Annotated in this window: 23 protein-coding genes; 10 read left to right on the top strand and 13 right to left on the bottom strand. The window is 70.6% G+C overall.

The genetic code is table 11. The features are described from left to right. Positions 1–1,237: 1,237 nt before the first annotated feature. The 5 genes from MYSTI_RS40255 to MYSTI_RS40235 all read left to right on the top strand — a co-directional run bounded on the left by MYSTI_RS40255 (position 1,238) and on the right by MYSTI_RS40235 (position 4,411). A complete protein-coding gene (locus tag MYSTI_RS40255) occupies positions 1,238–2,029 on the top strand; it encodes a ParA family protein (protein WP_044901016.1) in 792 nt (263 codons plus the stop codon). A gap of 89 nt (positions 2,030–2,118) precedes the next feature. Beyond that, complete coding sequence (locus tag MYSTI_RS40250; RefSeq protein ID WP_044282629.1) at positions 2,119–3,006, top strand: ParB/RepB/Spo0J family partition protein; 888 nt, start codon at positions 2,119–2,121, stop codon at positions 3,004–3,006. A 3-nt stretch (positions 3,007–3,009) separates the two neighbouring features. Continuing rightward, the gene (bacM, locus tag MYSTI_RS40245; RefSeq protein ID WP_015353635.1) at positions 3,010–3,459 is read left to right on the top strand and encodes a bactofilin BacM; all 450 of its coding nucleotides are present in this window, start codon (positions 3,010–3,012) and stop codon (positions 3,457–3,459) included. 3 nt (positions 3,460–3,462) lie between these two features. After that, positions 3,463–4,014 (top strand): hypothetical protein, encoded by a 552-nt coding sequence (locus MYSTI_RS40240; RefSeq protein WP_015353634.1) that lies wholly within the window; start codon positions 3,463–3,465, stop codon positions 4,012–4,014. A 211-nt stretch (positions 4,015–4,225) separates the two neighbouring features. Then, positions 4,226–4,411: a hypothetical protein gene (locus MYSTI_RS40235; RefSeq protein WP_015353633.1), complete on the top strand. Its 186-nt coding sequence runs from the start codon at positions 4,226–4,228 to the stop codon at positions 4,409–4,411. A gap of 15 nt (positions 4,412–4,426) precedes the next feature. Here the strand turns inward: MYSTI_RS40235 and egtD are convergent, their stop codons facing one another. Further along, positions 4,427–5,446 carry an L-histidine N(alpha)-methyltransferase gene (egtD, locus tag MYSTI_RS40230; RefSeq protein ID WP_144370455.1) on the bottom strand — a complete coding sequence of 340 codons (1,020 nt, stop codon included), beginning with the start codon at positions 5,444–5,446 and terminating at the stop codon, positions 4,427–4,429. A 17-nt stretch (positions 5,447–5,463) separates the two neighbouring features. Next, positions 5,464–6,810 carry an ergothioneine biosynthesis protein EgtB gene (gene egtB, locus MYSTI_RS40225; RefSeq protein ID WP_015353631.1) on the bottom strand — a complete coding sequence of 449 codons (1,347 nt, stop codon included), beginning with the start codon at positions 6,808–6,810 and terminating at the stop codon, positions 5,464–5,466. A 206-nt stretch (positions 6,811–7,016) separates the two neighbouring features. Between egtB and MYSTI_RS40220 the strand changes: the two genes are divergently transcribed. Continuing rightward, positions 7,017–7,406: a response regulator gene (locus MYSTI_RS40220; RefSeq protein WP_015353630.1), complete on the top strand. Its 390-nt coding sequence runs from the start codon at positions 7,017–7,019 to the stop codon at positions 7,404–7,406. Positions 7,407–7,416: 10 nt separating this feature from the next. Here MYSTI_RS40220 and MYSTI_RS40215 read toward each other — a convergent pair whose 3' ends face one another. After that, on the bottom strand, positions 7,417–7,620 hold the full coding sequence (locus tag MYSTI_RS40215) for a hypothetical protein (protein ID WP_044901014.1): 204 nt from the start codon (positions 7,618–7,620) through the stop codon (positions 7,417–7,419). A 406-nt stretch (positions 7,621–8,026) separates the two neighbouring features. On the opposite strand from MYSTI_RS40215, the gene MYSTI_RS40210 reads away from it, so the two are divergent. After that, positions 8,027–8,554, top strand: coding sequence for a hypothetical protein (locus MYSTI_RS40210; RefSeq protein ID WP_015353628.1), 528 nt, complete (start codon positions 8,027–8,029; stop codon positions 8,552–8,554). A 172-nt stretch (positions 8,555–8,726) separates the two neighbouring features. Further along, a complete protein-coding gene (locus MYSTI_RS40205; protein ID WP_015353627.1) occupies positions 8,727–9,107 on the top strand; it encodes a helix-turn-helix domain-containing protein in 381 nt (126 codons plus the stop codon). A 49-nt stretch (positions 9,108–9,156) separates the two neighbouring features. Here MYSTI_RS40205 and MYSTI_RS40200 read toward each other — a convergent pair whose 3' ends face one another. The 3 genes from MYSTI_RS40200 to MYSTI_RS40190 form a co-directional block, all read right to left on the bottom strand. Continuing rightward, a complete protein-coding gene (locus tag MYSTI_RS40200) occupies positions 9,157–10,380 on the bottom strand; it encodes a serine/threonine-protein kinase (RefSeq protein WP_015353626.1) in 1,224 nt (407 codons plus the stop codon). A 296-nt stretch (positions 10,381–10,676) separates the two neighbouring features. Then, a complete protein-coding gene (locus MYSTI_RS40195) occupies positions 10,677–10,973 on the bottom strand; it encodes a hypothetical protein (protein WP_015353625.1) in 297 nt (98 codons plus the stop codon). Positions 10,974–10,984: 11 nt separating this feature from the next. After that, a complete protein-coding gene (locus MYSTI_RS40190) occupies positions 10,985–12,709 on the bottom strand; it encodes a chloride channel protein (RefSeq protein ID WP_044901012.1) in 1,725 nt (574 codons plus the stop codon). 325 nt (positions 12,710–13,034) lie between these two features. Here MYSTI_RS40190 and MYSTI_RS42535 point away from each other — a divergent pair, with 325 nt between their 5' ends. Further along, positions 13,035–14,219, top strand: a complete 1,185-nt coding sequence (locus MYSTI_RS42535) for an ankyrin repeat domain-containing protein (RefSeq protein ID WP_015353623.1) — start codon at positions 13,035–13,037, stop codon at positions 14,217–14,219. A 58-nt stretch (positions 14,220–14,277) separates the two neighbouring features. Here the strand turns inward: MYSTI_RS42535 and MYSTI_RS40180 are convergent, their stop codons facing one another. The 3 genes from MYSTI_RS40180 to MYSTI_RS40170 all read right to left on the bottom strand — a co-directional run bounded on the left by MYSTI_RS40180 (position 14,278) and on the right by MYSTI_RS40170 (position 19,242). Next, on the bottom strand, positions 14,278–17,130 hold the full coding sequence (locus tag MYSTI_RS40180; protein WP_015353622.1) for an Ig-like domain-containing protein: 2,853 nt from the start codon (positions 17,128–17,130) through the stop codon (positions 14,278–14,280). A gap of 313 nt (positions 17,131–17,443) precedes the next feature. After that, entirely contained in the window at positions 17,444–18,115 is a 672-nt protein-coding gene (locus MYSTI_RS40175; RefSeq protein WP_015353621.1) for a hypothetical protein, read from the bottom strand. 167 nt (positions 18,116–18,282) lie between these two features. Further along, positions 18,283–19,242 (bottom strand): ornithine cyclodeaminase family protein, encoded by a 960-nt coding sequence (locus tag MYSTI_RS40170; RefSeq protein ID WP_015353620.1) that lies wholly within the window; start codon positions 19,240–19,242, stop codon positions 18,283–18,285. Between the two features lie 249 nt (positions 19,243–19,491). Between MYSTI_RS40170 and MYSTI_RS40165 the strand changes: the two genes are divergently transcribed. Further along, positions 19,492–23,151, top strand: coding sequence for a serine/threonine-protein kinase (locus MYSTI_RS40165; RefSeq protein WP_015353619.1), 3,660 nt, complete (start codon positions 19,492–19,494; stop codon positions 23,149–23,151). 27 nt (positions 23,152–23,178) lie between these two features. Here MYSTI_RS40165 and MYSTI_RS43540 read toward each other — a convergent pair whose 3' ends face one another. The 4 genes from MYSTI_RS43540 to MYSTI_RS40140 form a co-directional block, all read right to left on the bottom strand. After that, entirely contained in the window at positions 23,179–23,655 is a 477-nt protein-coding gene (locus tag MYSTI_RS43540; protein WP_144370245.1) for a hypothetical protein, read from the bottom strand. Positions 23,656–23,821: 166 nt separating this feature from the next. Beyond that, a complete protein-coding gene (locus tag MYSTI_RS40150) occupies positions 23,822–25,444 on the bottom strand; it encodes a sigma-54-dependent Fis family transcriptional regulator (protein ID WP_015353617.1) in 1,623 nt (540 codons plus the stop codon). Between the two features lie 73 nt (positions 25,445–25,517). Continuing rightward, positions 25,518–25,910 (bottom strand): hypothetical protein, encoded by a 393-nt coding sequence (locus MYSTI_RS40145; protein WP_015353616.1) that lies wholly within the window; start codon positions 25,908–25,910, stop codon positions 25,518–25,520. Positions 25,911–26,110: 200 nt separating this feature from the next. After that, complete coding sequence (locus tag MYSTI_RS40140) at positions 26,111–26,392, bottom strand: hypothetical protein (RefSeq protein ID WP_015353615.1); 282 nt, start codon at positions 26,390–26,392, stop codon at positions 26,111–26,113. Between the last annotated feature and the right edge of the window lie 64 nt (positions 26,393–26,456).

The following is a 26,456-nucleotide window of genomic DNA, read 5'->3' as shown; positions in this document are numbered from 1 at the left end:
GGAGATGCCGAGCGGATTGATGGCTCAGAACACTGAAAGCGACGTGTTCCGCAGCGCCTGGAGATGCCGAGCGGATTGGCGGCGCAGCACCCAGGATGTGCTTCGCGGGGACCGTGAACTGAATGGCGAGAGGACGGAGCCGACGCCCATGGGCATGCCGCTCGATGAAGAGCGGACAAGGCGGTCTTCAATTCCGCGCGACAGACAGAGAGAGGCCGCCGGTCACGCAGCGGTGACCTCCCCGTGTTCCACATGGAACCTGAACGGGTTGCCGTGGGCGTCATGCGGAGGGGTTCGGCGGGCATGCCGTGGCCTCGATTCGCGACACGGAACAGCGGGACATTTCGGGCCAACTCGCGCGACGGCTGTCCCGAACTCAAGGGCTTGGCCGCCGCGTGTGAAAGTTGAGTAACGCCGAGCAGCGGACTCCACCCACTGCGCGCTGAACTCCCGCAATCGAACAGGGGCCATGTGCAGAGGGCGGCCTCCACATGGGGCCGTGATTCGCGGCGCCGCCCCTCAACCACGACGGACGCCGCGCGGAACCTGCGCGCATCCGCGATGAACTCTCCACCCCGCATCACCCGACCGCGCTTGTCGAACCCGCGCGAGCCCAACGATGAGCAGCCCTTCGTTCCCGGCCCACCCTCATCCGAATGACCCGGTCGAGAGGTCGCCACCCGAACACAGGCGTTCCGCCGCGACCCTCACCCCGAACCAACCCACCCCTCCGCGCGAAGCCGACCCACCCGCGGGCCAACCGCTCCGAACCCAGAACATGGTCCAGCGCACCCCTACGTTCCGCGTGGAACCTGCGTGCCGTCACCCAGAAGACCTCGAACAGTCGAATGGTCCCCGCGCACAGACTCCTCCGCGGCACGAAACCCCCAAGGTCGAATGGTCACCCCCCACCTCGACCCGACCCACTCGCCCCGTTCCACGGGGAACCCGCTGACACCCCCAGTTCCACGAGAAACCCCCGCCGTGCCTCCTTGGCAGGAGGGCCTCCAACCCACCCCTCCCGCCCGCGTTCCACCCCCGGGACTCCAGACCTTCAAGTCCTTGGAATCAGGGCTCGCGGCCTGCTTGGAACCCCTCGAAAAGAGGAGCCGTGCCCACCGTGCCGCGAATTTGATCCAACACCGAACCGCGTGTTAGCAGCGGGATCCGCGCGCAGTCGTGCGTTACACCTCGCACGGCGCCTGGCGCTCGCCGGGCAAGAGAGAGGATGGGCCTCGTGGGTCGAATCATCTGCATCTCCAATCAGAAGGGCGGCGTGGGCAAGACGACCACCGCCATCAACCTCGCCGCGAGCCTGGCCTCCGCAGAACGCCGCACGCTCCTGGTCGACATGGACCCGCAAGGCAACGCGGGCAGCGGCCTGGGCCTCAAGCAGGACAAGCTCCACGGCACCATCTACGACGCCCTCCTCAATGGTCGCCCCATGAAGGAGCTCTTCCACCCCACCGAGCTGCGCTACCTCCAGGTCGTCCCCGCCACCCCCGACCTCACCGGCGCCGAAGTCGAGCTCGTCGGCCAGGAGAACCGCGAGTTCCGCCTCCGCGATGCCCTGCGCCCCCTGGCCTCCGAGTTCGACTACATCATCATCGACTGCCCGCCCTCGCTCGGCCTGCTCACCCTCAACGCCCTGTCCGCCGCGGACTCCGTCCTCATCCCGCTGCAGTGCGAGTACTACGCGCTCGAGGGCCTCTCCCAGCTCACCCACACCATCGACCTGGTGAAGCAGGGCCTCAACCCCGACCTCAAGATGGAGGGCATCCTCCTCACCATGTTCGACGCGCGCGCGAACATCGCCCACCAGGTCGTCGAGGAAGTGCGCGGCTACTTCAAGGACCAGGTCTTCCAGGTCGTCGTCCCGCGCAACGTGCGCCTGTCCGAGTGCCCGTCCTTCGGCAAGCCCATCATCCTCTATGACATCAAGTCGAAGGGCTGCGAGAGCTACCTCGCCCTCGGCCGGGAGCTGATGAAGCGCGACACCCCCAAGTCCCCCCGCAGGCGGGTGGCCTGAGCTCGTCCGCGAATCCGCTCACGGGTTCGCGCGCTCGCCTCCGTCGCCCATGCCCGCCGTGAGTCCCCTCCCGGCGCTGGAGTCATGTCTTGGTGAAAGCAGCAGACCAGAAACGAGCCCTCGGCCGCGGCCTCTCCGCGCTCATCCCCCAGGCCGCTCCCGGCAAGGGCGGTGACTCGGCCGCGAACAAGTCCGGCGTCATCAAGCTCCCCATCGAGTCCATCCACCGGGACAAGGAGCAGCCCCGCCGCCACTTCGACGAGGAGAAGCTCAAGGAGCTCACCGAGTCCATCAAGGCCCAGGGCATCCTCATGCCCATCCTCGTCCGCAAGGACCAGGACGGCTACCGCATCATCGCCGGCGAGCGCCGCTGGCGCGCCTCCCAGGCCGCGGGCCTCAAGGAGGTCCCCGTCATCATCAAGGAGGTCTCCGAGGTTCAGGCCTTCGAGCTCGCCCTCGTCGAGAACCTCCAGCGCGCCGACCTCAACCCCATCGAAGAGGCGGAGGGCTACAAGCGCCTGGCGGAGGAGTTCAAGCTCTCCCAGGAGCAGATCAGCCAGCGCGTGGGCAAGGAGCGCTCCACCGTCGCCAACGCCCTGCGCCTGCTGGCCCTGCCCGCGGACGTGAAGAACATGGTCGCGGATGGCTCCCTGAGCATGGGCCACGCGCGCGCGCTGCTGGGTGTCCCCCGCTTGCCGGAGATGCAGAACCTGGCCAAGCAGGTGGCGGAGAAGAAGCTCTCCGTGCGTGACACGGAGCGCCTGGTCCAGCAGAGTCGCTCCCACGGCAAGAAGGATGCGGGCAAGACGCCGCCGAAGCAGAGCCCGCAGGTGAAGTCCTTGGTGGAGGAGCTTCAGCGCCGCTTGGGGACCAAGGTCCGGTTGACCGAAAGAAGCCCCGGAAAGGGCACCATCGAGGTGGACTTCTTCTCCTACGATGACCTGGACCGGCTGTTGAAGCTGCTCAGGAAGGAGTAGCGCGTGGCGCTCCTTGGCGGGAAGAAAGACGAAGCACCCAGCAGGCCTCTGTTCAAGCGGGAGGAGGAATCCGTGTCGCAGCGCTCTGGTGAGGTTCATACGCTTCTGGGCAAGGGAAGCGAGTTCGAGGGGAAGCTCACCTTCGAGGGACAGGTCCGTATCGACGGAAAGTTCCAGGGGCAGATCATCACCAAGGACGTGCTCGTCATTGGGGATGGCGCCAAGGTCCAGGCTGAAATCCAGGCCGGCACCGTCATCATCAACGGGCAGGTCGAAGGCAACGTGAAGGCGACCCAAATCATCGAGCTCAAGACGCCGGGCCGGGTGAAGGGCAACCTGGAGACGCCGTCCCTGTCCATGGACCGCGGGGTCATCTTCGAGGGCTCGCTGAAGATGGAGAACCTGGGCAACAACGCGTCCCGTCCTCCTCCCCCCGGCGGCGAGAAGAAGTAGGCCGTGAAGGCCCCGGCCCACATCGCGCCAGCAGCCTTGCTGGCGCTGTGTCTGCTGTCCGGTTGCAAGGGCTGCAAGGAGGAGAGCGCCAGTCCGGGCGCCTCCTCACCGGATGGCACCGCGCAGTCGCACCGCTCCGGCGTGGAGGTCCCCTTGCCGGAGGGCTGGTCCGCGCAGCTCACCTCCGATGACAGCCTCCAGGCGGGCCCCTCGGGCCGGCCGGTGCTCCGGGTGGATGTGCGGCGAGGCCAGGGCGAGCAGCTCCCGACCGTGGAGAAGCTCGTGGAGCGCGTGCGCGAGGAGTCCAAGAACTTCGAAATCTCCTTGGACCAGGAAGAGCAGAAGGAGCGCTATTCGCTCCTGCGCGTGACGCTGGCGCCCAAGCTCGCGGACGGGGGCGTGGGCCTGCAGTCGCCCGCGCTGTTCGGCGCTCGGCGCGTGGGCGATGACTTGTTCCTCTGTGCGACCCTCTCGGGTGCGTCGGCGGAGGATGTCCGCCTGGCCACCGAGGCGTGTCGCGACATCGAGCTCCAGGCGAAGCCGAAGTCCCGCTAGTCACGGGGCGTGCTTGCGAGCAGGCAAGCACGGCTCAATGTTGAACATTCGGCGAGCGCCGCGCGTCCATTCGATTATGGAAGGATGGAGGCATGGGGCCTTCCCGAATCCGTCGTGAGTCCCTAACCTGCAGATCCCCGGCCCGCGGTGGGAAGTCTCGAGCCCCATCCCATCCAGGACCTCCACGCAGCCCCCCGCAAGGAGTCCCCGCATGTCGTTCACCGGAATGCTCCCCCTTCCCCTCGCCGCCATGGACTTGAGCTCCGTCGGGGAGCGGCTGTTCGCCGCCGGAGGGATTGCCGTCACCGTGCTGGCCGCGCTGTGGTTCGCCTGGAGCCGGCCCGTGGTGGCGCCGGTTCCGGTGCGTGTGACGTCCCGCCGCAACCCGCGCCGCTGAGCGGGGCCGGGCGTCTCAGCCGCGCTTGAGCGCGAGGGACAGGGCGAAGTCTCCGGCTCCGTCCGTCCACCAGGCAGCGAGGCCCAGGCCCGCCGCGTCCAGCTCCGACTCGACGCGGGCCTGCTCGAACTTGCAGCTGACCTCGGTGCGCAGCACCTCGCCCTCGGTGAAGTCCACCCGGCGCTTGAGCGCGGACAGCCACACCGTCTGCGCGCGCCGGGAGACGAGCCGCATCTCCACCCAGGCGTTGTGCTCGTCGAAGGGCGCGAAGTGCTCGAAGCCCTCCGGGTCGAAGTCCCCGCCCAGCTCGCGGTTGAGCACGGTGAGCACGTTGCGGTTGAACTCCGCCGTCACGCCCGCGCTGTCGTTGTAGGCCGCGAACAGCCGCTGCCGGTCCTTGATGAGGTCGGTGCCGAGCAGCAGCCCGTCCCCTGGCAGCAGCCCCTCCGACAGCTCATGGAGGAAGCGCGCGCGCTCCGCCGGCTTGAGGTTGCCGATGGTGCCGCCCAGGAAGGCCACCAGCCGCCGACCGCCTCGAGGCAGCTGGCCCAGGTGGTGCTCGAAGTCGCCCACCACCGCGTGCACGGTGATGCCCGGGTACTCGCGGGCGAGTGACGCCGCCGCGCGGCGCAGGAAGACCTCGCTCACGTCGAAGGGCACGAAGCGCGACAGCTGCCCCGCCTCCTCCATCGCATCCAACAACAGACGCGTCTTCTCGCTGGTGCCGCTGCCCAGCTCGATGAGCGTGGTGGCGCCGCTCAGCCGGGCCACGTCACCCGCGTGGGCCAGCAGGATTTCCCGCTCGCGACGCGTGGGGTAGTACTCCGGCAGGCGGGTGATGTCGTCGAAGAGCTGGCTGCCGCGCTCGTCGTAGAGCCACCGGGGCGACAGCTCCTTGGGCGTCCCGCACAGGCCGTCGATGACCTCCTGCCGCAGCGCGCGCCTCGCGTCGCCGGGCCTCACGAAGACGTCCACCTTCACCCCCGGGAGGGCTCGCGTGCCCTCCTCGGGCGTCGTCACCACTGGCAGCACCATCGAATCCATGCCTCACCTCACACCGCGGACGCACAACGGAAGCCGGCGAAAATCTGCCGGCGGATGGGGTAATCCCAATTGCGAAAGCCATTGCGCACCGCCACGGGCGCGCTGGCCCAGGCTCCTCCTCGGAGAACCTTGTATTCGTCGCCGAAGAAGACCTCGGAGTACTCTCGATACGGATACGCGCGGAACCCCGCGTAGGGCTGGAAGTCGCTCGACGTCCATTCCCAGACATCCCCCAACAATCCCCAGACACCGTCCTGGCTGACGCCTTCGGGATGGCTGCCCACGGGCGCGGGTCTCCACGCGTCGCCGCCCAGGTTCGCTCGCGCGGACGTGGGCGCCCCATGTCCCCACGGGTGCTCGCGAAGGGCGCCGTCGGAGCCGCGCGCGGCCTTCTCCCACTCGGCCTCCGTGGGCAGGCGCTTGCCGGCCCACCTCGCGTACGCGTCCGCTTCGTACCAGCACACGTGCTGCACGGGCTCGTCGGGGGGCAGGGGCTCGACCTGGCCGAAGCGCCTGCGCAGCCACCGTCCCTGGTCCTGCGGCAGCCAGAACTGGGGATGCCCGAGCCGCTCCGCGCGCACGAAGTCCCAGCCCTTGGGGTGCCACCAGCGTGAGTCCTCGTAGCCGCCGGACTCGATGAAGGCCAGGTAGTCGCCGTTGGTGACGGGGTGCGCGTCCAGCAGGAAGGGCGCGACTTCGCGCACGTGGGAAGGCTGCTCGTTGTCGTAGGCCCAGGGCGCGTCCGTGCCCAGGCGCACCGGGCCGCCGGGGATGAACACCGGCTCGCGAGGCACCCTCCCCGCGCGCGGAAGCAGCCGCTGGGAAGGGATGCGGTACTCCACCTCCGTCATCAACTGGAGCGTGGCCGCGAGTGTCTCCGCGTGCTGTTGCTCATGCTGCGCCACCATGCCGAAGACGAAGCCGTCCACGAGCAGGGGCTCGAAGCTGTGCTCGGGCACGCGCTCCATCAGGTGCTCGCGCACGGCCTCACGCACGCGCGCGGCATAGGCGAACGCGGCCTCGGGCGGCAGCAGCGGGAGCGTGGAGCGGATGCTCCGAGGGTGGCGGAAGGCGTCGTAGAGGGTGTCGAAGGCCGGGTCCGTGAGTGCCGGCGCGCCCAGGGCTCGCAGCAGCCACTGCTCTTCGTAGTTGGCGATGTGCGCGACATCCCAGATGAGCGGCGACATCAAGGGCGAGTGCTGGTTGCGCAGCACCCGCTCCGGCAGCCCGGCGAGCATGGCCAGCACGCGCGCTCGCGCGGCCTCCAGCTCCGCCCAGGCGCGGGCCTTCCACGCCCCCGGGGCATCAGGGGCGCCTGTCGTTCGAGTCGTCGAGCTGCCCGCGGTCCAGGACATGGCGACTCAAACTAGGGAGTGGATGGGGGTGGGGGTAAGCCCGGGGCCCCTGGGGCCGGATGTTCCCGTGAGGCAATGTACGTTCCCGTGCCGGGCGGCCGGGCATCCCGGATGAACCCTGGGGGGTGGCGCCTCCGGGTGGGTATCTGTCCACTTTCGCCGCGTCGCGGCGGTCGCCGAGTCGCCCTGAGGGGGAGGGGGACTCTATGCTGTGCCCCATGGCCAGCGCTGGGAAGCACGGCTCCGTGCTCGTGGTGGAGGATGAAGACGATATCCGGGCCGCCATCGCGGAAATCCTCGAGAGTGAGGGCTACGACGTCACTGTCGCCTCCAACGGGCGAGAGGCGATGGAGGAGCTCTCCGATGTGCGGTACGTGCCGCGGCTCATCCTCCTGGACTTGATGATGCCGGAGATGAACGGGCACGAGCTGCTCGTCCGCCGACAAGCCATCCCCCGGCTGCGCAACGTCCCGGTGATGGTGCTCACGGCCGTCACCACCGACGTGCCGCCCGGGGCCAACGGCCTGCTGCGCAAGCCGTTCTCCGTGGAGGAGCTGCTGGAAGCCGTGCGGAGCATGATGCCCATCGCCGCGTGAGGCGGGGGCTTCAGGTCGCCTCGACTCTCTGTCGCTCCAGCGACAGCAGCGTCAGCGTGCGCGAGGGCTCATCCCACGCGTAGCCCAGCACCAGCCCGTGGCGAGGCAGGACATGGAGGCCCGGGTGCTCATCCGGTGGCCACGTCCCGGAGGCCATGCCTCCTCCCAACTGCTCCAGCGCGGCCTGGAGCGCGCCGAAGTCCTCCGCGCTCATGCGTCCCACCTCTCGCCAGGCTTGTGGCGAGTAGTGGATGCGATGAGGTCCCTGAGGACGCTGGAGGGGTCGCGTCATGTGCCGGTGCCGATGGGTGCTGCCTGCGCTGATTCCCTTGCCAATGCCGTGCCCAAGGTCGCTTCGCTGTGGAGGGCGGGCTGGCAGGCAGGGGCTCGTGGCTGAAGGAGTTACAAACCCATCCCCCTCGCCCAGAAGAAACGACAGGCGCCCAAAGGCTTCGCTGGCCGGGTGAAGGGGGCGTGGGCGAGAGGACTCCGGGTGCCCGTCCCCGCATCAAGTGAGGAGGCGGTGCCCTGAGCCACCGCCGTGTCCTGGCTGCCCGCTCGGAGTGGGCGTGCCCACGTTGACGCGAGGGAGGCGGCGCGGCCCCGGACAAGGAGAAGCCATGACGGCACGGCGCAGGTACACCCCTTGGTCTGCCACGAACGGGGTGTTGTTCGGCATGGTCGCGGGCGTGGTGCTGGGGCTGGCGGAGATGGTGGTGGCGCTGGCGTCGGGCGACAGTCCGTGGCGGCCGGTGCGCATGTCCGCGGCGGTGTTGCTGGGGCCTCGGGTGTTCACCGACGGCTTCCCGTGGGGGCGCGTGGTGCTGGCGGGCGTGGGCGTGCACCTGGCCGTCGCCGCCGTCATGGGCGTGTTCTATTCGTTCCTGGATGCGCTGCTGCCGCCGGATGGCCGTGGACGTTGGGAGTTCCAGGCCGCGGTGGGGATGCTGTTCGGCATCGCGGTGTGGCTGGTGGACTTCCAGTTCATCGCGCGGGGGTACTACCCGTGGTTCCTCGACGTGCCGCAGTTTCCGCAAATCGTGTTGCACGCCGTCTTCCTCGGGTTGCCGCTGGCGATGCTGTTCACCATGGCGGAGCGGCGGCGCGCGTTGATGGATGCGGCGGAGAGCGCGTCGTCGTCGGCGTGATGCGGGCGTGAAGAGGCGGCCACGAGAGGGGCGCGAGGCCCCGACGCGAGGCGTCGGGCTCGTTTGAAAAAACGCTGAAGGTATGGTGAAAGTACCCGACCTTCAGGGTTATCTAGGGACCCCCGAGGCACCGGGTGCGGGGCCCCTCCTTTCGTGGACGACTGACACACGCATGGACACAGAACTGGCGAGCATGCTGGGAGCGGCGGCGCGGGCTGCCCGGGTGCGGTTGGGCCTGACGCAGGCCGATGTGGCGGAGCGGATTGGCATGGCGTCGGAGGTGTACGGCCGCCTGGAGCGAGGCCACATGCTGCCCAGTGTGCAGAACCTGCGCCGGCTGTGCGTGGTGCTGAATGTGCCGCCGCACCAGTTGCTGGGGTTGGGGGATGAGCTGGCGGCGCCTCCGCCCGGGAAGGAGAAGTCGAGCGGGAAGGTGCGCGAGGACGACACGCCGGAGATGCGGCGGTTGCTGCGCAACCTGAAGAAGCTGTCCGCCGTGCAGCTCAAGCTGATGAATCTGGTGGCGTCGGCGATGCAGCAGAAGAAGAAGTAGGCCACGGGCCCGGCGCGCTTCCTCGCGTGCGGGCCCGCTCGCGGTGAGCTCAGCGCAGCAGCGAGAACACCCAGCCGAGCAGCACCAACACCCCCACCCCGACTCCCACCCACGTGAGCCTCCGCGCGAGTCCGCGCCGCGGGTGTGTCGCGGGCCGAGGCCGCGCGATGGCCTCACGCAGCGGGGCTCGGGGGAAGGACGCGGAGGGCGCCTCGTCCGGGCCCGCCCGTCCTCCGGTGGGCGAGGACCTTCGCGAGGACGGCCGGGGGAGGGGCACGGGCCAGGGCGCGAGGAGGACGGTCTCGCTGGTGGGCGTGGGCGTCTCCTCGGAGGAGTCCTCTTCGAGGGAGCGCGTGAAGAGGGGCCTGTCCCAGTCGAGCGTCGCGGAGTCGAGCGCGGCCTCGAGCGCGGCGTGCAGCGCGCCTCCGTCCTGGTAGCGCTCCTCCGGGCGCTTGCGGAGCAGCTGCTGCGAGATGACGTCCAGCGCGAGCGGCACGCGCTCGTTCATCGTGGAGGCGGGCGTGGGCATGCGCGTCTCGATGTACTCGGCCAGGACCTCGCGCGGCAGCGAGCGCGAGAAGGCGGAGGTCCCCGTGAGCACCTCGTACAGCGTGACGCCCAGGGCGTAGAGGTCATCCGTGGCGCGGAAGACGTAGTGCGCGTCCCGCGTGGAGTGGTTCTCGCGATGGAAGCGGAGGGCCTCGGGGCTGCGGTACTGGGGCGTGCCCGGGGGGAGGGGCCCCTCGGTGAGCGGCTGGGACTCGGCGTGGTTGGCGCTGCCGAAGTCCACCAGGATGGGGGAGTCGTCGGCGGCGCGCACGAGGATGTTGGTGGGCTTGAGGTCGCGGTGGAAGACGTTGCGCGTGTGCAGCTCCCCCAGCGTCCAGGCCAGCTGGGAGAACATCCGCGCCACGCGGCGCGCGGACGGGGCTTCGCGCTTCACCCAGTTGGAGAGCGTGTCGCCCTCCACGTAGTCGAGGACGACGTAGTGATAGCCGGTGCGGGCGTCGGGCCAGCGCCCGTGGGCCCAGACCCGGACGACGTGGGGATGCACCGCGTGGAGCAGACACGCGAGCTCCCGGACGGCGCGCGCATCCGTCCGGTCCAGGTCATCACTGCTCGGCCCGCGCAGCGCGAACTTGAGCGCGTGCAGCCGGCCGCCGTTCTCCACCTGGAACACGGCGCCGAAGGCCCCTTGGCCCAGGCGCGCCATGACCCGCCAGGGGCCGACCTTCATCCCCGGACGCAACGCCAGCGGATGGGCCGTCATCATGGCGTCACCTCCCCTTCCCCGCGGCGGGGAGCGGTGGACGGGGGGCGGCGGCGCGCGCGTGCGGAGGGGCGCGGGAGGAAGAGGGCTCGACGGGGGAAGGGGGCAATCATCGGCATGACCCTGGGGTGGGGTTGGAGCAATGGGTGACGACCTCCTGGGTCACAACCTAACAGGGTGTCTTTGGATTTGGCGATGGAACAGGTAGGGCTTGTGCGCGTGCGGACAGGCGCAACCCCTGGAATTCAGGCGCCTCAGCCCCGCAACCCCCCGGGAGAGCCGCCCGGCCCGGCCCCCCCTCAGGGGTTGGGGGGTGGGTCCTGCTCGGGCGCGGGGGGCTTCTGGGGCGCTGGCGGCGGCTCGTCGGAGGGGAGCTGGGGCAGGGGCCAGCCCTCGAACAGGGGCCAGGCCCGGTACATGGAGCGGCGCTCCTCGGGCGTGAGCGGGCGGGGCGTCTCCGGTGCGGGCGGAGGCGGCCGGGCGCGGGCGGGCGTGGGCGAGCGCAGCAGGACGAAGGCCAGGACGGTGCACAGCACGGCCATGACCGCGATGCTCCAGGCCCGGGCGGGGCCTCTCAGTCCCCGGTGTTCCTCCATGCGAGTGCCCCCTAGAACGTCCCCTGCCTCAACACGTCCATCTTGGAGATGGTTCCGAGCAGCCGCCGGCCGCCGTCCACCACGGGCAGCCGCTCGAGCGCCGTCTGGGTGAAGCGGGCGGCGACCTCGCTCAGCGACATCTCCGGGGTGATGGGCTGGACCTGGGTGTCCATGATGTCCTCCGCGATGGTGGCCTGGAGCAGGGAGTGGTCCGGCAGGTGGCCCTTGAGCTCGTCCAGCACCAGCGCGCCCCGGTAGCGGCCCTCCGCGTCGGTGACGTAGAGGTCCTCGCCCGCGGGGAGCTCCAGCAGCAGCGCGACGACCTCCTGGAACGGGGCGGACGGGGAGACGCGCTTGCTCACGGGCTTGAGCAGCGCGCGAGCCCCCTCCTGCCGCAGCCAGTGGGGGATGGTGGCCGGCATCCGCACGTTCCGGCGGTTGAGCACGGAGGTGTAGAGCGACTCCGGCTCCAGCCGCCGGCTGATGGCCGCGGACACCACCGCGCTGAGCATCAGCGGCAGCACCAGCGGGTAGTCCCCGGTGAGCTCGAAGATGAGCAGCACCGCGGACACGGACGCATGCGTGGTGCCCGCCAGCACCGCGCCCATGCCCAGAAGGGCGTACGCGCCGCTGGGGGCGCTGCCTGGGAACAGCCGCTCGGACAGCATCCCAAAGGCGCCGCCCAGCAGGGCGCCGAAGAACAGCGAGGGCGTGAAGAGCCCGCCCGGGACACCCGCGCCCGCGCACAGCGACGTCAGCGCCAGCTTCGCCAAGGGCAACAGCAGGAGCATCGCCAGGGACATCCGCCCCAGGAGCGCGGCGTTGACGGCGTCATAGCCATTGCCCAACAGCTGCGGCAGCCACACCGCGACGACACCCACGACGCCCATCGCGAGCAAGGGCAGGAACGGGGCGAGCCAGGAGGCGACGCGGTCCAGCAGGTCCGACATCGCGTTGATGCCGCGCACGTAGAGCGCGGACGCGCCGCCCAGCAGCAATCCCAGCACCAGGGCGAGCAGCAGCTCGCGAGGGTGCAGCAGCGTGTAGCCGGGGATGACGTAGCTGGGGTGGTCGGCGATGAGCACGCGCGAGACGAGCGTCGCCACCACACACGAGACGACGATGGGGCCGAACAGCTCCAGCGCGAAGCTGCCCAGCAGCACCTCCAGCCCGAAGAGGGCCGCGCCGATGGGCACGTTGTACGCGGACGCCATGCCCGCGGACGCGCCACACGCCACCAACAGGCGCGTCTGCCCCGCGTTCAGCCCGAGCCACTGCGCGAGCGACGAGCCGCTCGCCGCCCCCGTGGACAGGAGCGCGCCCTCGCGGCCCAGCGGCGCGCCCATGGCCACGGCCAGGATGGAGACCAGCCCCCGCAGCAGCGCGCGCGGCAGGGGCAGGCGGCCGGAGCGGACCCAGATGGACTCGATGATGCCGGCGGTGCCGTGGCCTCGCAGGGGCTGCCCCACCACGAGCGACAGCAGCGTCACCAGCGCCCCGCCCAGGAGGGGGATGAGCATGCGCCGCCAGGTCGGCGCGGCCACCACGCCGGACAGGAAGTCCTCCGCCTCGCTGCGCCAGAAGAGCTCCTGGGTGAAGCGCAGCACCTTGAGCAGCCCCGCCGCGCCCAGCCCCGCGATGAGCCCCACCGCCACCACCAGCAGCCAGAAGCGCTTCTCCATCCCCGTGAGGCTCCGCAGGAAGTCCCCCACGGAGTGGTGGAAGCGCCGCGTCACGTTGACGCCCGGCGCGCCCGCCTCGGTGCTCGGGTGGATGGCGGATGGAGGGGCCACGCCTGTCCAACCTAGCCACCCCGTCACCCGTGCGCCGCGTCCCCGCACCTGACTTCTCCAGGACAGCCCGCGTTGTCTGGTTTCTCGCGGTGAGTTGTCCGGTTTCTTGCTGCGATTTGCACGAGGGGCGCGTTCTCATCGTGTCAGAGCCCGCGACTCCCCTCTGGACGCGGGCCGCGCGCTCTCGTGGGCGCACGCGATGTCCTGGTGACTCGGAGCGCGGAGGCATGCGAAGGAAGCCTCGCTGCCACACGCAAGGAACCCACCCATGTCCACCGCCCTGCTCGAAGCCGTTGCCCAGAACGATGTCGCCTCCGTGCGGAAGGAAGTCGTGTCCGCGGACTGGAATGTCCGGGACGAGTTCGGGCGGACCGCGCTGAGCCTGGCGGCTTCGCGCGCGGGCGAGCACTCGACGGAGGTGCTCCAGGTGCTGCTCGACGCGGGCGCGGACGTGAACCAGGCGCAGGGCTCCGACAGCGACGAGGAGCAGGGGTGGACGGCGCTGCACCAGGCCTGCATCAAGGGCTCCTTCCCCAAGGCCCTGGACGCGGTGACGCTGCTGCTGGCGCGTGGCGCCAAGGCGGACGGGAGCAGCACGGCGGCGGTGGTGTCGCCGCTGGAGCTGGCGCTCACCACGCACCACCTGGGCATCGCGGAGGCGCTGCTGAAGGCGGGCGCCCGGCCCGACGCGGTGAGCAAGCGGGGCATGGCTCCGCTGCACCAGGTGGTCGCGCTGTTCCGCGAGCGCACCGGGAGCGGCAAGTACAAGGCGGGAGAGGTGGCGAAGATGGCCGTCGACGCCGTCAAGCTGTTGCTCGCCCACGGGGCGAAGCCGGGGACGCTGGACTCGAAGGGTGAGACGGCGCTGGCCCATGCCCTGCTCGCCAAGATGCCGGAGGACTTCATCCTGGCGCTGGTGAACGCGGGCGCGCCGCTGGACGGGTGGGTGGACCTGGGCACGCCGCCCGAGAAGGTGCTCGTCACCCCCGCGTCCATGGCCGTGGGCCTGGGCCAGCCGGTGTCCGTGATTGTCGCCATGCTGAAGACGGGGCTGGACACCACGAAGCCCGTCGCGCCGGACGCGCAGAACCTGATGCACTACGCGGCGATGAAGCGCTTCGACGCGCTCCAGATGATTCTGGAGCACCGGCCCCAGCAGGACGTCAACGTGCGCGATGAGTCCGGGGCCACGCCGCTGTTCCTGGCGTCGTGGGTGGGCATCTCCTCCGCGGTGAAGGCGCTGCTGGAGAAGGGCGCCAACCCGAACCTCCCGGACGCTGGCGGCAACATGCCGCTGCACACCGCGGCGAAGAACGACCACGACTCCATCGTCAAGCTGCTGCTGGCGGCGGGCGCGGACAAGAGCGCGCGCAACGAGAACGGGCAGACGGCGGAGGACCGGGCCCGCGCCGAGGGCAACACGACGGTGGCGAACCTCCTGAGCGGCGCCTGACGCACGCTCGAGGCCCGGGGTGGCCCCGTGCAAGCGGCCACCCCGTGTCTCATGTCACTCAGTTGTCGACGAAGAAGTTGAAGCGCTGGACGGTGGAGTTGCCCACGCTGTCGCTCGTCCAGACGTCGATGGTGTGCGCGCCATCCAGCAGCTCACGGGTGTCGAGCGCCGCCGTCCACGTGCCATCCGCCTGGAGCGAGCCCGCGCGGATGCCGGACATGTCCCGGCTGAAGCCGACGTTGCTCACCGTGCTGAAGTTGTCGGTGACGCGGGCGCGCAGGGTGATGGTGCCGCTGGCGGTGCCTCCCTCGGTGGGGGAGAGCAGCGTGGCGGTGGGGGCCTGCACGTCGTAGCGCACCGTGCGCGTGGTGGTGGTGGTGACGCCCGTCTCGCTGGTGGTGATGATGCTGAGGTTGTTGACGCCCGGGTTGAGCGTGAGCGTCGTCTGCACCGCGCCGCCGCCGCGAGCCACCGCCATGGGCGCGCCGCCGTTGATGCGCACCGTCGTCGCGGACAGGGACTGGACGTTGACGGTGTAGTTGAGCGCGTGGTTCGCCAGCGGCCCGTAGAGCTGCCCGTCACCGGGGTTGGTCGTCACGGTCGGCTGGCCGGGGTCCACCCAGAGGGTGAGCAGCTTCTCCGTCACGTTGAAGGCGCTGTCCGTGGCGCGCACCAGGATGACCTGGTTGCCCGCGTTCATCGGGACGGTGTGCTCCACCGTGCCGTTGCCGAACTCGAGCAGTGACTTCGCCACCCACTGCGTCTCCACCGTCACCGGCGTCTGGTCCTGCACCGACGACGTCACCGTGACGTTGAGGTTGCTCACCGAGGCGCCGTTCGTGGGCGAGACGATGGTGAGGATGGGCGCCACGCGGTCCACGGTGAGGTTGACCTGCTTGGTGGTGACCCCGCCGAAGCTGTCGCGCGCGGTGAGCTGGATGATGTTGGGGCCTTCCTGCAGGGTGATGGTGGTGTAGACGAGGCCGCCGTTGCCCGGGGTGAGCGGGATGGTGGTGGAGCCGTTGATGATGAAGGCCGCGTACGTGACGACGGCGCCCGGGGCGCGCGGCGTGGCGTAGCCCCAGATGTCCAGCGTCGTCTCGCGGGTGTAGGCCGGCGGGTTGCCGATGGTGACCATGGGCGTCAGGTGCGGGAACTCGTCGATGATGACGGTGCGCGAGTCGGTGCTGCCCAGCAGGTTGGCCAGGGGCGGTGTGCGCTCCACGCCGGAGTAGACGGCGCGGAAGTCCTGCGGGCCGGTGATGGTCCACGTGTCGGTGGGCGGCACCCAGTTGAAGGTGAACAGGCCATCTCCATCCACGTCCGCGTCTCCGCCCACGGGGATGCCCGCGACGTAGAAGGTGACGACGCCCCGGTTGGGGCCGGTGACGGGCAGGTTGGCGGAGTCCCGCACGCGCGCGGACAGCACGTTGCCGTTGCCGATGATGATGTGCGCGTTGACGGCGGGCGTCTGGATGAGGGTGGTGGTGGGCAGGCCCGTGACGGGCGGCAGGGGCGGGGTGTACGCGGTGGCGCGAGCGGAGCCCGACACGCCGGGCGCGCCGCCCGAGGTGGCGACGAGCGTGAACTCCGACAGCAGCGAGGGCAGCAGGTTCGCGGGCGCGGTGACGGTGACGGTGACGTTCGCGTCGTCACCCGCGGGCAGGAAGAGGCTGACGGGCGTGGGGAAGGAGGCCCAGCCGGGCAGGCCGCCGGTGGTGCTGAGCGTGTACGTGTCCGCCTGGTAGCCGTGGTTCTTCACGTTGAAGGTGAAGGTGACCTGCTGCGCCTGCTGCGAGCCGATGGCCAGCTCCTTGCGCGCGTCTCCAACGACTTTGACGTGCACGCTGAAGTCGCCGTAGCAGGACAGGCCCAGGGACGCGAAGGTGGTGGGGATGTCGAACGTCGCGGAGCCCGTGCGCCAGCTGCCGTCCGAGGCCTGGCGCGTCTTCAGCCACTCGATGCTGCTGCGCACGCGCGGGTCCGTGGCGGGCTCGCGGCCGGCGAGGCACAGCGCGTAGATGGCGCTGCCGGTGGCCACGTCGTTGGCGGCGGCGTTGGGCAAGTCGCCCCAGCCCGGGTTGCCCGGCGAGGTGCGCGTGAGCAGGCGGTTGGCCAGCGTGTCGATGGCGGCCGTGTTCGCGTTGGAGGGGCCGGGGCCCGCGGCCTTCAGGCCCACCACGGCCCAGGCGACCTGGAAGGTGTAGGGCATGCCGTTGCCGGGGGCGCTGGTGTCCGGGTTGTCCAGGTTGGCGCGCAGGTAGGCCGCGGCGCGGTCCAGCGCGGCCTGGTACTGCGCGGCGCGCGCGGGGTCCACGCGCTGCTTGGCCTGGGCGATGCCCGTCATGATGCGCGAGGTGGTGGGCACGCTGCCGTGGTCCACGGGGTAGCTGGCGTGGTCCGACACCCACCGGCCGCTCGCCTCCTGCGTGGCCAGCGCCCAGTTGGCCGCGGCGACGAGGGCGGAGCTGTACTGCGTGGAGACGTTCTGGTCATACCCGGCGAGGCCGAAGGTCGCGAAGGACGTCTTCTCGTTGCGGAAGGCGTTGCCGGTGTGAATCCACGAGCCGTCGGGCAATTGCTCGTTCCGGATGCGCTGGCCCAGGGTCTCCAGGTTGGCCTGGTTCGTCCGGCCGTTGGCCGCGACGACGGTCATGTCGTAGCCGTTGGCCCGCGCGGCGGCCATGCCGTAGGTGCTGGCACCCACGCGGTGGCAGGCCGCGCAGTTGTTCTCGTTGACCCAGGTGACGACGTCCGCGCTGAGGAAGTTGATGGCGCGCTGGGTGGACTGCGAGTTGGTTTGTGTCTGCGCCGAGGACGGCGTGGACAGGAAGGCGACGCACAGCGCCCACAGGCCGACGAAGGCCTGCGGACGCACGCGACGCCACGACGTGAGGACACGGGTGGACATGGTGCTCCCAGAGGTGAAGTGTGGGCGCCAGGCATTGGCGTCCGACGCGATACCTCCGAGGCCTTAGGTCGTAGTGGGGCCGCTGCTCGCCCGAGGAAGGCTCTTCCCGTGGGTGCCGCGAGCGCTCCGCAGGTATCGCGTAATCACGAAATACTGAACTTTTACTGAAAGTGTCCAGTCACCGAAAACAGGACAGATTCAGCAATAACAGGGTTTTAGGTGACCCCGTCCTTCCCTGAGAGCGCGGAGCACGTTCCTCGTCCGCGATGACCCGGAGGCGGGACGGCGCGGACCTGGCGTCGTGACGGGGGCGTCACCACTTCTCCCCGAAGCCGACGGCGAGCGTGGCGCCGACGGTGAAGGGCGAGTCGAAGCCCTGCCGTGTGTCATCCCAGCCGCCGCGCATGACGAGCATGTAGTTGAGGCCGGGGGTGTTGCCCTGGATGCCGATGCTGGCGCGCACGGGGACCTCGAGCTCTCCCCGGTGCGGCACCATGAGCGCGGCGCCCTGCACCCCCGCGAAGACCTCCAACCAGCGCGGGGTCTCCTTGCGCATGAGCCAGTGGTTGATGGTCAATCCCAGCGTGGGGCCGAGCGCGGCGTCCTCGCTGGTGCGTGAGGCGGTTCGCACGTGGACACCCAGCTGGGCGGCCAGCTCGTGGATGACGTCCCGGGTCGACCGCCAGTCGCGAATGGAGCTCACCCGGTAGGCGGCCTCCACGCTGACCGCGCCATTCGAGTAGCGCTGGCGCGCCTCGAGCGCGAGGCCGTCCTTCTCCTCGGTGCAGCGGAACGGGAGGAAGGCGCCGGTCCCCATCTCCTCCGTGCCGATGAGCATGTCGACCTGGAACCAATGCTCCGACAGCGTGGGCAGCGACATCAGGGGCACCTCCGCCGCCGAGATGCCAGGGCTCAGGACGCCGCAGAGCAGGGCCAGGGACAGGATGAGGCTTCTCGAGACACAGGACTTCCGCTGATGCTCCACGGTCCGGCTCCCTTCAGGTTGGAGGTGTCCTGAAGGTAGCGAGAGACTGTTGTCACCATCTTCACAGCAGTCTCACGATTGCATCATGTGTGGCGTGCGGGTGGGGCGGAGCCCTCGGCGCGGGGTGGGCACCGAGGGCTCGACGTCCGGGGTGTCGCGTGGGGGGCTCAGCCGCCGACGATGTCGAGCGACTGGCCGACGCCCTTGGCGCGGGCGACCTCGTAGAGGGCGCGGGCGAGCGCGACGTCCTGGAGGGCGAGGCCGGTGGAGTCGAACACGGTGACTTCGTCACCCGTGCGGCCGGGCTTCTTGCCGGCGACGACCTCGCCCAGGGTTCCGGCGATGCGGTCGGCGCTGAGCAGGCCGTCGTGGAGGGGGACGTTGACCTCGCCGGAGTGGAGGGCCTGCTCGGTGTCGTCGATGAAGACGCGGCCCTCGGTGAGGATGCGCGGGTCCAGCTCCTGCTTGCCGGGGGCGTCCGCGCCCATGGCGTTGATGTGGGCGCCGGGCTGGAGCCACTCGCGCTTCACCACGGGGGTGCGGGAGGGCGTGGAGGTGCAGACGATGTCCGCGCCGGAGGCTTCCTGGAGGCTGACGACGCGACCGCCCTTCTCGGCCTGGAGGGCCTTGGCGGCGGCCTCGGAGGCGTCGGCGAGGAGCAGCTCCAGCTCGCCGAAGAGGGCGCGGTGGGCGTCGATGAGGACGCGGGCCTGGACGCCGCAGCCGACGAGCCCGAGGGTGCGGGGCTGGGGCTTCGCCAGGTACTTGGAGGCCACGCCGCCGGCGCAGCCGGTGCGCCACGCGGTGAGGAGGGTGCCGTCGAGGATGGCCAGGGGCGACGCGGTGTCGGGGTCGCTGAGGATGTAGAGGGCGCGCACGGTGGGCAGGCCGTGCTTCTTGGGGTTCTGGGGATGGGCGTTGACCCACTTCACTCCGGCCGCGCCGTCGAGGAACGCGGGCATGGCGCGGAAGTCGCCGTCGTACTGCGGCAGCGAGAGGTACACCTTGGGGGGCATGAGGGACTCGCCGCGGCCGTGGGCGCGGAAGGCCCGCTCGACGGCGTCGAGGCCAAGCTGGACGGTGTAGAGGCCGCGCAGCTCCTTGGCGCTGAGGATGAGAGTGGACATGGCGGCGCGTTATAGCGGAGGCGCCCTGTCCGCAGACATCCCGGTGTGACACGGGAGCGTGGGCCCGGGGAACGCCGGCTCACGTCATGACAAGGCGGGAGGTCGAGCGCGCGTACTGTCCAGGTCCTCCGCGTGACGACGCCGCGTCGTGCCCGCACCCACCTGGTCTGGCCCGACAGGTCAGGTCCTTCGACGGCGCGGAGTGGCTTGGCTACGCTCCGCTCCGCGGCTCCGAGTCCGAGGAGGAAGATGAGCGAGCAAGACGAAGTCGAGCTGCGCCATGCACTCGCGGAAGGACTCCTCTCCCGTGAGGAGTGCGAAGCCCTTCGTGAGGAGGCGGCGCGTCTGGGCCGCAGGCCGCTGGAGTTGCTGAAGGAGCGAGGCCGGCTGTCCGAGGAAACCCATGCCTCCATCCTTCGCCTGATGCTCCGTGAGGAGGACACGCGAGGCCCCGTGGCTTCCGCTGTTCCTTCCTCCGACAGCCCGGGCCCGGCGCGGGTGGACACGGGACGGCAGGCCCCCGGCAAGGACGCGACGCTGACGATGGGGAAGGACCCGGTCCGCGCTGCTCCTGGGTCCACCCCGGAGGAGCCCTCCTTCCCCGTCCCGGGATGGGAGCACTACACGCCTGTCCGCTTCCTGGGGCAGGGCGGCATGGGCCGCGTGTTCCTCGCGTGGGACACCCGGCTGCACCGCCACATCGCGCTCAAGTTCGTGCGCGGAGATGAGCCGGAGCTGGCCCGCCGGTTCGTCTCCGAGGCCCGCGCCCAGGCCCGGGTGACACACCCTCGCGTCTGCGAGGTGTACGAAGTCGGCGAGGTCCAAGGCCGCGCCTACATCGCCATGCGGTACGTGGAGGGGCAGCCGCTCCAGACGCTCGTGGACTCGCTCAGCGTCGAGCAGAAGGCCCGCGTGCTGCGCGAGGCCGCGGAGGGTGTGCACGCCGCCCATCGCGCGGGGCTCGTCCATCGCGACATCAAGCCCTCCAACATCCTCGTGGAGCGGTCCTCCGACGGAGCACTGTCGCCCTACGTCATGGACTTCGGGCTCGCGCGAGACTGGAAGGAGGGTGTCACCGCGACGGGCACCGTGCTCGGCACGCCGCACTACATGTCACCGGAGCAGGCGCGCGGCGAGGTGGCCCGGTTGGACCGGCGCGCGGATGTCTACAGCCTGGGCGCCACGCTCTATGCGCTGCTGACCGGAACACCGCCCATCCCCGGGGAGAATGGCCTGGAGGTGCTGGGCAACATCGCCACCGTGGAGCCTCGGCCTCCCCGCGCGTTGGACCGCGACATCCCCGTGGACCTGGAGGCCATCACCCTCAAGTGTCTGGAGAAGGACCGCTCCGCGCGCTACGGCTCCGCGCGAGAGCTGGCCGAGGACCTGGGCCGCTTCCTCGACGGTGAGCCTGTCCTCGCGCGCACCGGCCCCGGCTATCGCGCGCGCAAGTGGCTGCGCAAGCACCGCCGCGCTGTCGCCGTGGGCACCGGTGTCGTCACCGTGGTGTTGCTCGCGCTGGGGCAGGCGGTGCTCGCGCGTCGGGAGGTGGCGCAGCGAGAGGCCCTGGCCCGCCGCTTCACGGAGCAGGTGGAGCGCATCGAGGCCCAGGCCCGCTACTCGGGCATCTCCCCCATGCACGACACGCGTCAGGACCGCGAGGCCCTGAGCGCACGCATGCGCGAGCTGGAGACGGCGATGCGCGACGCGGGCCCGATGGGGGAGACCTCGGGCCACTACGCACTGGGGCGCGGCGCCCTCGCGCTCGATGATGACCTGCGCGCGCGGAGTCACCTGGAGACCGCGTGGAAGGCGGGGGCCACGGAGCCTCGTGTCGCGTACTCCCTGGCGCTGTCCCTGGCGCATCTGTATCAACAGGCCCGACTGGAGGCGGAGCGGCAGCAGGACGCGGCGACGCGCGAGGTCCGGCTGCGCGAGGCCACCCAGCGCTACGGTGAGCCCGCTCGCGACTTCCTGCGCAAGAGCGAGGGCGCGGAGGTCCCCGCTCCCGAGTACGTCGCCGCGCTGCTGGCCTTCCTCGAGAACCGTCCCGAGGAAGCCCTGGCGAAGCTGGACGCGCTGGGTTCGAGGCTCCCCTGGTTCCATGAAGCCCCGCTGCTCCGCGGCGACATCCTGCTGATGCGAGGCTCGGGCCGCTGGAACAAGGGGAGCCGCGAGGGCGCGCTCTCGGACTTCGACGAGGCACGGCGGGCCTATGTCCACGCGGCGGACATCGGCCGCAGTGTCCCCGCGGTGTATCGCGCGCTCGCGCAGTTGGAGGGCTGGGCGCTCCTGGTGGCGCTCTACGGACAGGGGGACGTCCCGCTCCAACACGCCCGAGGCGTGGAGGCCGCGTCGAAGGCCCTGGCGCTGGCGCCCGACGACGCGGAGGCCCACTCACTGCTGGCGGGCTTCCACCGCCGCCTCGCGGAGCACCAGTCGCGGCAGGGGAGCGACGTGGAGCCTGTGCTGGAGAAGGCCCTGGTGTCCGCGCGCCGGGCGGTGGAGCTGCGTCCGGACCTGCCGAGGGTCCTGCATGAGCTGGCCGTCGTCCACTGGCAGCGGGCGCGCTTCCGGCAGGAGAAGGGGTTGGATCCACGCGACTCCCTGCGCGAGGCCGCCGCCGCCTTCGAGCGCATCCCCGCCGAGGCCCGCGACTACGAGTTCCACGCGGACGTGGGGCAGGTGTTCCGCGTCTGGGCGGACCACGAAGAGGGCGGAGGGGGTGATCCGCTGCCTTATCGCGAGAAGGCGATTGCCGCGCACGAGCGCGCCGTCGCCATCAACGCGCTCCGGCCAGAGGCGTGGATCAACCTGGGCACCGAGTCCCTTGCCCGTGCCTCGCATCCGCGCGCCGTGGACCCCTCGGGGGACCTGGACAAGGCCGCGGCGGCGCTGGAGCGCGCGCAGTCCATCAACCCAGCGCACATCGCGCCATGGTTCTACGCGGGCGAGGTGCACCTGGCCCGCGCCGCGCGGCACCGCGACGCGGGCGCGGATCCAAAGCCCGCGCTGACGAGCGCCCTGACGGCCTACGAGAAGGGCGTGGCCATCAACCCGAAGCTGCCGCCGCTGCACAACGGCTTGGGCACCGTCTGGTTCGAGCGCGCCAAGGACGCCTGGGAGCGAGGCGAGGACGCGGAGCCCGCGCTGCGCGAGGCCCTGAAGGCCTTCGACGCGGCCATCGCCCTGGCCCCCGCGCAGGGCTACGGACAGAACAACGTGGGCGAGGCCCACGCCTGGCGCGCGACGATGCGGGTGCTCGAAGGACAGTCGCCCGCGGTGGAGGTGCTCGCCGCGCGCTCGGCGCTGAAGGACGCCCTGGCGAGGATTCCCGACCTGCCTCAGCCCTGGATGAACCTGGGCACCGCGCTCCAGGCCGAGGCCGCCTGGGCCTTGAAGCAAGGCCACCGGCCCGGCTCCGTGCTGGAGGAGTCCCTGAAGTCCCTGCGCCGCGCGTTGGAGCTCAACCCCAAGCAGGCACAGGCGTGGCGGGTCCTGGGGGACGCGCTGGCTCTCCGTGGGGGACAGGACTTCGCGGAGGCGGAGCAGGCCTTCCAACGCGCCGTCGAGCTGGAGCCCACGCAGCCCGAGCACCTCGTGGCGCTCGGGCGCTTCTGTCTGGAGCGGGGCCTGTCTCCCGGAGGCCGGGCGACGCTGGAGCGAGGGCTCTCCCACGTGGACAAGGCCCTGTCCCTGCGCGCGGAGTGGCCCCGCGCGCGCGCCCTCCGCGCCGGGCTGGCGCTGGCCTTGGCTGCTCCGGCCCCGGGGGAGGGCCGTGGTGAGTCGGAGTCCCAGCGTCAGGCGCGAGCACTCTTGTCCGGCGCGCTCGACGACAACCGGCACTTGCTGAAGGAGTGGAGCCGGTGGCTCACCCCTTCGAGCGGACCCGCCGCCGTCTCGCGGTAGTCCGCTCGAAGTCTCGATGCGGTGGGCTCAGCGCTCGCCTTCGGGCTCGGTGGGGCCCTTGGTGACGACGTCGATGTTCCCTCGGATGGTCGCGTCGTCGGATTCGCAGTCCGACTTCTTGCAGCCCTGGGAGCAGTCGGTGCCGTTCTTGTTGCAGACGCTCAGGCAGTACTCGCCCGCGGAGAGGGTGGAGGGTGTCCAGGAGGCGCCGCTCGACAGGGACACCCGGCTCCCCGTGCCTCCATCCAGGTTGCCACCCGTGCTGATGAGGTCGACGCAGAGGTCCTCGTTGAGCTCGGAGCTGATGACCACCTGCTGTCCCGCGCACAGACTCCAGCCGTGGGAGTCGCAGCCGGGGCTGAACTTCTTCTTCCCCGAGGAGTTGAGGCTCACGGAGATATCCAGGCAGTTCGTCCCGCCGTCATCCGGGCACGGGTCCGAAGCGCACTGGCACGAGTCCCCGCTCGTGAGTCGCGCCTCCTGCTGGGGCTTGGGGGCTTCCACTCCCGTCCGTGCCGCGCAAGCCCACCAGCCCGCGACAGCCAACACGCTTGCGACTGCAATCGCCTTCCTCATGTTTCACCTTCCCAGTGACACGGTTTGACCCGTGTCCGCATGAGCATGTGTCATGCCATGAGGCTCGGAGCGGCGCACGCTCGCGAGGCGCGCGTCACTCCGCGCGAGGCGTGAGGCCCAGCTCCTTCAAGCGCCGGCCCAGGGCGCGCCGGGACACCTCGAGCGCGCGCGCCATCGCGTCCAAGTCACCCTCGTGCGTCTCGAAGGCGCGCGAAATCTCCTCCGAGCTCAAGTCCCCCGCGGTGCGCAGGTTCGGGCTCTTGTCGATGAGGTCGTAGAGCGAGGGGCGCGGAATCCCCAGGGCCTCGGCGGTGGCCTTCAAGTCCCACGCGTGCTCCCGCAGCGCGGCGAGCAACTCCTGCTCCGTCACCTGGGACGCCTTGCGTCGCGGCGCCGCGCGGGCTCCCTCCAGGGGGGACTCGAGCGCCTCGCCCGCCACGGCGGCGCCGGGCAGGGCCGCGGCGGCGAGCTCCAGTTCGTGCTCCAGTCGGGGCTCGGCCTGGAGCGTGGGCTGTCCTCGGCTCCCGATGACGAGCTGTCGCGCGAGGTTGCGAAGCTGTCGGATGTTGCCCGGCCACTGGAAGCGCACCAGCCGCGTCGCGAGCGCCGAGGGCAGCCAGGGCTGCGCGTAGGCGTCCTCGTTGTCCAGCCGGTGCGCCTCGCCCAGCGCCGTCAGCTCCTCGCGGGCGAAGTGGAAGAAGAGTCGACCCAGGTCCTCGCGCCGCTCGCGCAGCGGGGGCACATGGAGGTCGTAGCCCGCGAGCCGGTGCAGCAGCGGCGCCTTGAAGCGCCCATCGCGGATGCGCTCATCCAGGTCCGCGTCCGTGGCGGCGAGCAGCCGCACGTCCACGGCGATGGGGGTGGAGCCTCCGACGGGGTACAGCTCGCCGGTCTCCAGCACCCGCAGGAGCATCACCTGCACCTCGGGCGGGGCCTCGCCCACTTCATCCAGGAAGAGGGTGCCCCCGTGCGCGGCGCGGAAGAAGCCCTCGCGGCCCTGCGTCGCGCCCGTGTACGCGCCCTTCTGCGTCCCGAACAGCTCGGCGGCGGCGAGCTCCTTCGGAATGGCGCCCAGGTTGACGGAGAGGAAGCGGCCCGAGCGTCGTCGGCTGCGCTGGTGGATGGCCTGGGCCACGCGCTCCTTGCCCGTGCCCGTCTCGCCTCGGATGAGCACGGGCACGTCCAGGTCCGCCACGCGCTCGATGTGGCGACGCAGGCGGCGCACGCCGGTGCTCTCGCCCACCATGCCCAGCGCATCGGCCGTGGGGGCATCGTCCGCCGCCTCCACGGGGTGGAGCAGCAGCACCACGCGCTGGCCCAGCTCCAGCGGGACACCCGAGGCCAGCTCGCTCTCGGACAGCTCCCAGGTCCCCTCCAGCGTGGAGCCCGCGATGGCCACCTTCGTGCCCCCGTCCTGGCAGGTCAGCCGCACGCTTCCGGCGCGCGAGCCCGGGGAGAACACCAGGGGCTTGCGGCTGATGAACGGGTCATTCAGCGGCTGTCCGCGAGGCGCACCCGGCCGGCTGAAGTCCGGCCCGTTGCGAGACACGGCCACCTCCCGTCCCGCGGTGAGCGCGTCGAGCCGCAGCCGCTCTCCGACGCGCTGGGGGACGGGATGGGAGATGACGGTGAGGGCCGGGACGAGCTGAGGCCCCTTCGGGCCGCCTCCACGCTCGGGCACGGCGGCGGTGGACACATCGGCGAGCGTGGGGGACATGGGGGGCCTGGACCTCGGGATTCTAGCCCAGCCGTGAGCGAGGAGCGCGGTCCCGGCACTCACCGGCATGGCATCACCCGCTGATGAACCAGGAGGCGGAGAGGTTCCACCCGCTCAGCGAGCCGCTCTCCTGCGCGGTGAGCCCCGGGGTCGTCTGCCAGTGGATGCTGTTGGCGCCGACGGAGGGGATGTCCCACGTCAGCGTGAACGTCGCGCCGCCCGAGGAGGCGGACTGGTAGACGACAGAGCCCGAAGAGGGGTTGCTGAAGTCCCCGGGACTGGCGAACTGCCCGGACTGGCCCGGGGTGATGGTGGCCGGGGGCGGGCGGGTCCACTGCAGGCCGCTGGCCGACTTCACGAGCAGCAGGTTGGCCTGGGTCTGGTTGACGAGCGTGGCCGTCAGGCTCTCCGTCGTCTGGGGAGAGGCTTGCGGCTGCGCGGGCTTGTCGATGGTCACTTCGGGCATGGCTCACTCCTGCGGGAGCGGGGCGGTGTCACCGCCGCGGCCGGGGCGGGGTTGCTCCGGGGTGAGCGTCCGTCAGTGCAGTGGGTGTGCCGGGCGCCTCGAGGCCCGAGGTGCCCTGGGGCGCGCCTCACGAGGGGCACCGCCGACAGGGCTTCCGACGTGTCGGGCCGAACGCTCCGACACGCCGGATGCTCCCAGGACTACTTCTTGCGCTTCTTGCCACCCGCGGCGGGGACCACGGCCGGAGCGGCGGCGGCCTGCTCCGCGGCGACCTTCAGCTCGTCGCGCTCCTTCGACACGTTGGCCAGCTCCCCCTCCAGCTCGGACACCTTGGTCTTCAGGGCCTCGTTCTCCGCGCGCAGCGACTCGGCGTCCTTGCGCAGCACGTTCGACTCGGCGCGCGCGCGGTTCAGCTCGCGCGAGCCACCGCATCCGACCAGGGGAACCACCGCCAGCATCGCCACGGCCATCCATGCCTTCATGTGAGCCTGCTCCTGTGTGCCCCATGGCCCATGGGCCCGGGGACCTGAGTCATCCAGTCGTGAA

It is taken from the genome of Myxococcus stipitatus DSM 14675, assembly GCF_000331735.1.
GTDB lineage: Bacteria > Myxococcota > Myxococcia > Myxococcales > Myxococcaceae > Myxococcus > Myxococcus stipitatus.
This window is presented reverse-complemented; position numbering and strand designations above follow the sequence as displayed.

Bases quoted from the DNA above. Each gene is read 5' to 3' on its own strand.
- MYSTI_RS42535 (WP_015353623.1), top strand. From the start codon at position 13,035: ATGTCCACCGCCCTGCTCGAAGCCGTTGCCCAGAACGATGTCGCCTCC.
- MYSTI_RS40205 (WP_015353627.1), top strand. From the start codon at position 8,727: ATGGACACAGAACTGGCGAGCATGCTGGGAGCGGCGGCGCGGGCTGCC.
- MYSTI_RS40215 (WP_044901014.1), bottom strand. From the start codon at position 7,620: ATGAGCGCGGAGGACTTCGGCGCGCTCCAGGCCGCGCTGGAGCAGTTG.
- MYSTI_RS40170 (WP_015353620.1), bottom strand. From the start codon at position 19,242: ATGTCCACTCTCATCCTCAGCGCCAAGGAGCTGCGCGGCCTCTACACC.
- MYSTI_RS40150 (WP_015353617.1), bottom strand. From the start codon at position 25,444: ATGTCCCCCACGCTCGCCGATGTGTCCACCGCCGCCGTGCCCGAGCGT.
- MYSTI_RS40200 (WP_015353626.1), bottom strand. From the start codon at position 10,380: ATGATGACGGCCCATCCGCTGGCGTTGCGTCCGGGGATGAAGGTCGGC.
- MYSTI_RS40210 (WP_015353628.1), top strand. From the start codon at position 8,027: ATGACGGCACGGCGCAGGTACACCCCTTGGTCTGCCACGAACGGGGTG.
- MYSTI_RS40235 (WP_015353633.1), top strand. From the start codon at position 4,226: ATGTCGTTCACCGGAATGCTCCCCCTTCCCCTCGCCGCCATGGACTTG.
- MYSTI_RS40145 (WP_015353616.1), bottom strand. From the start codon at position 25,910: ATGCCCGAAGTGACCATCGACAAGCCCGCGCAGCCGCAAGCCTCTCCC.
- MYSTI_RS40220 (WP_015353630.1), top strand. From the start codon at position 7,017: ATGCTGTGCCCCATGGCCAGCGCTGGGAAGCACGGCTCCGTGCTCGTG.
- MYSTI_RS40195 (WP_015353625.1), bottom strand. From the start codon at position 10,973: ATGGAGGAACACCGGGGACTGAGAGGCCCCGCCCGGGCCTGGAGCATC.
- egtD (WP_144370455.1), bottom strand. From the start codon at position 5,446: ATGGTGCTGCCAGTGGTGACGACGCCCGAGGAGGGCACGCGAGCCCTC.
- MYSTI_RS40180 (WP_015353622.1), bottom strand. From the start codon at position 17,130: ATGTCCACCCGTGTCCTCACGTCGTGGCGTCGCGTGCGTCCGCAGGCC.
- egtB (WP_015353631.1), bottom strand. From the start codon at position 6,810: ATGTCCTGGACCGCGGGCAGCTCGACGACTCGAACGACAGGCGCCCCT.
- MYSTI_RS40165 (WP_015353619.1), top strand. From the start codon at position 19,492: ATGAGCGAGCAAGACGAAGTCGAGCTGCGCCATGCACTCGCGGAAGGA.
- MYSTI_RS40140 (WP_015353615.1), bottom strand. From the start codon at position 26,392: ATGAAGGCATGGATGGCCGTGGCGATGCTGGCGGTGGTTCCCCTGGTC.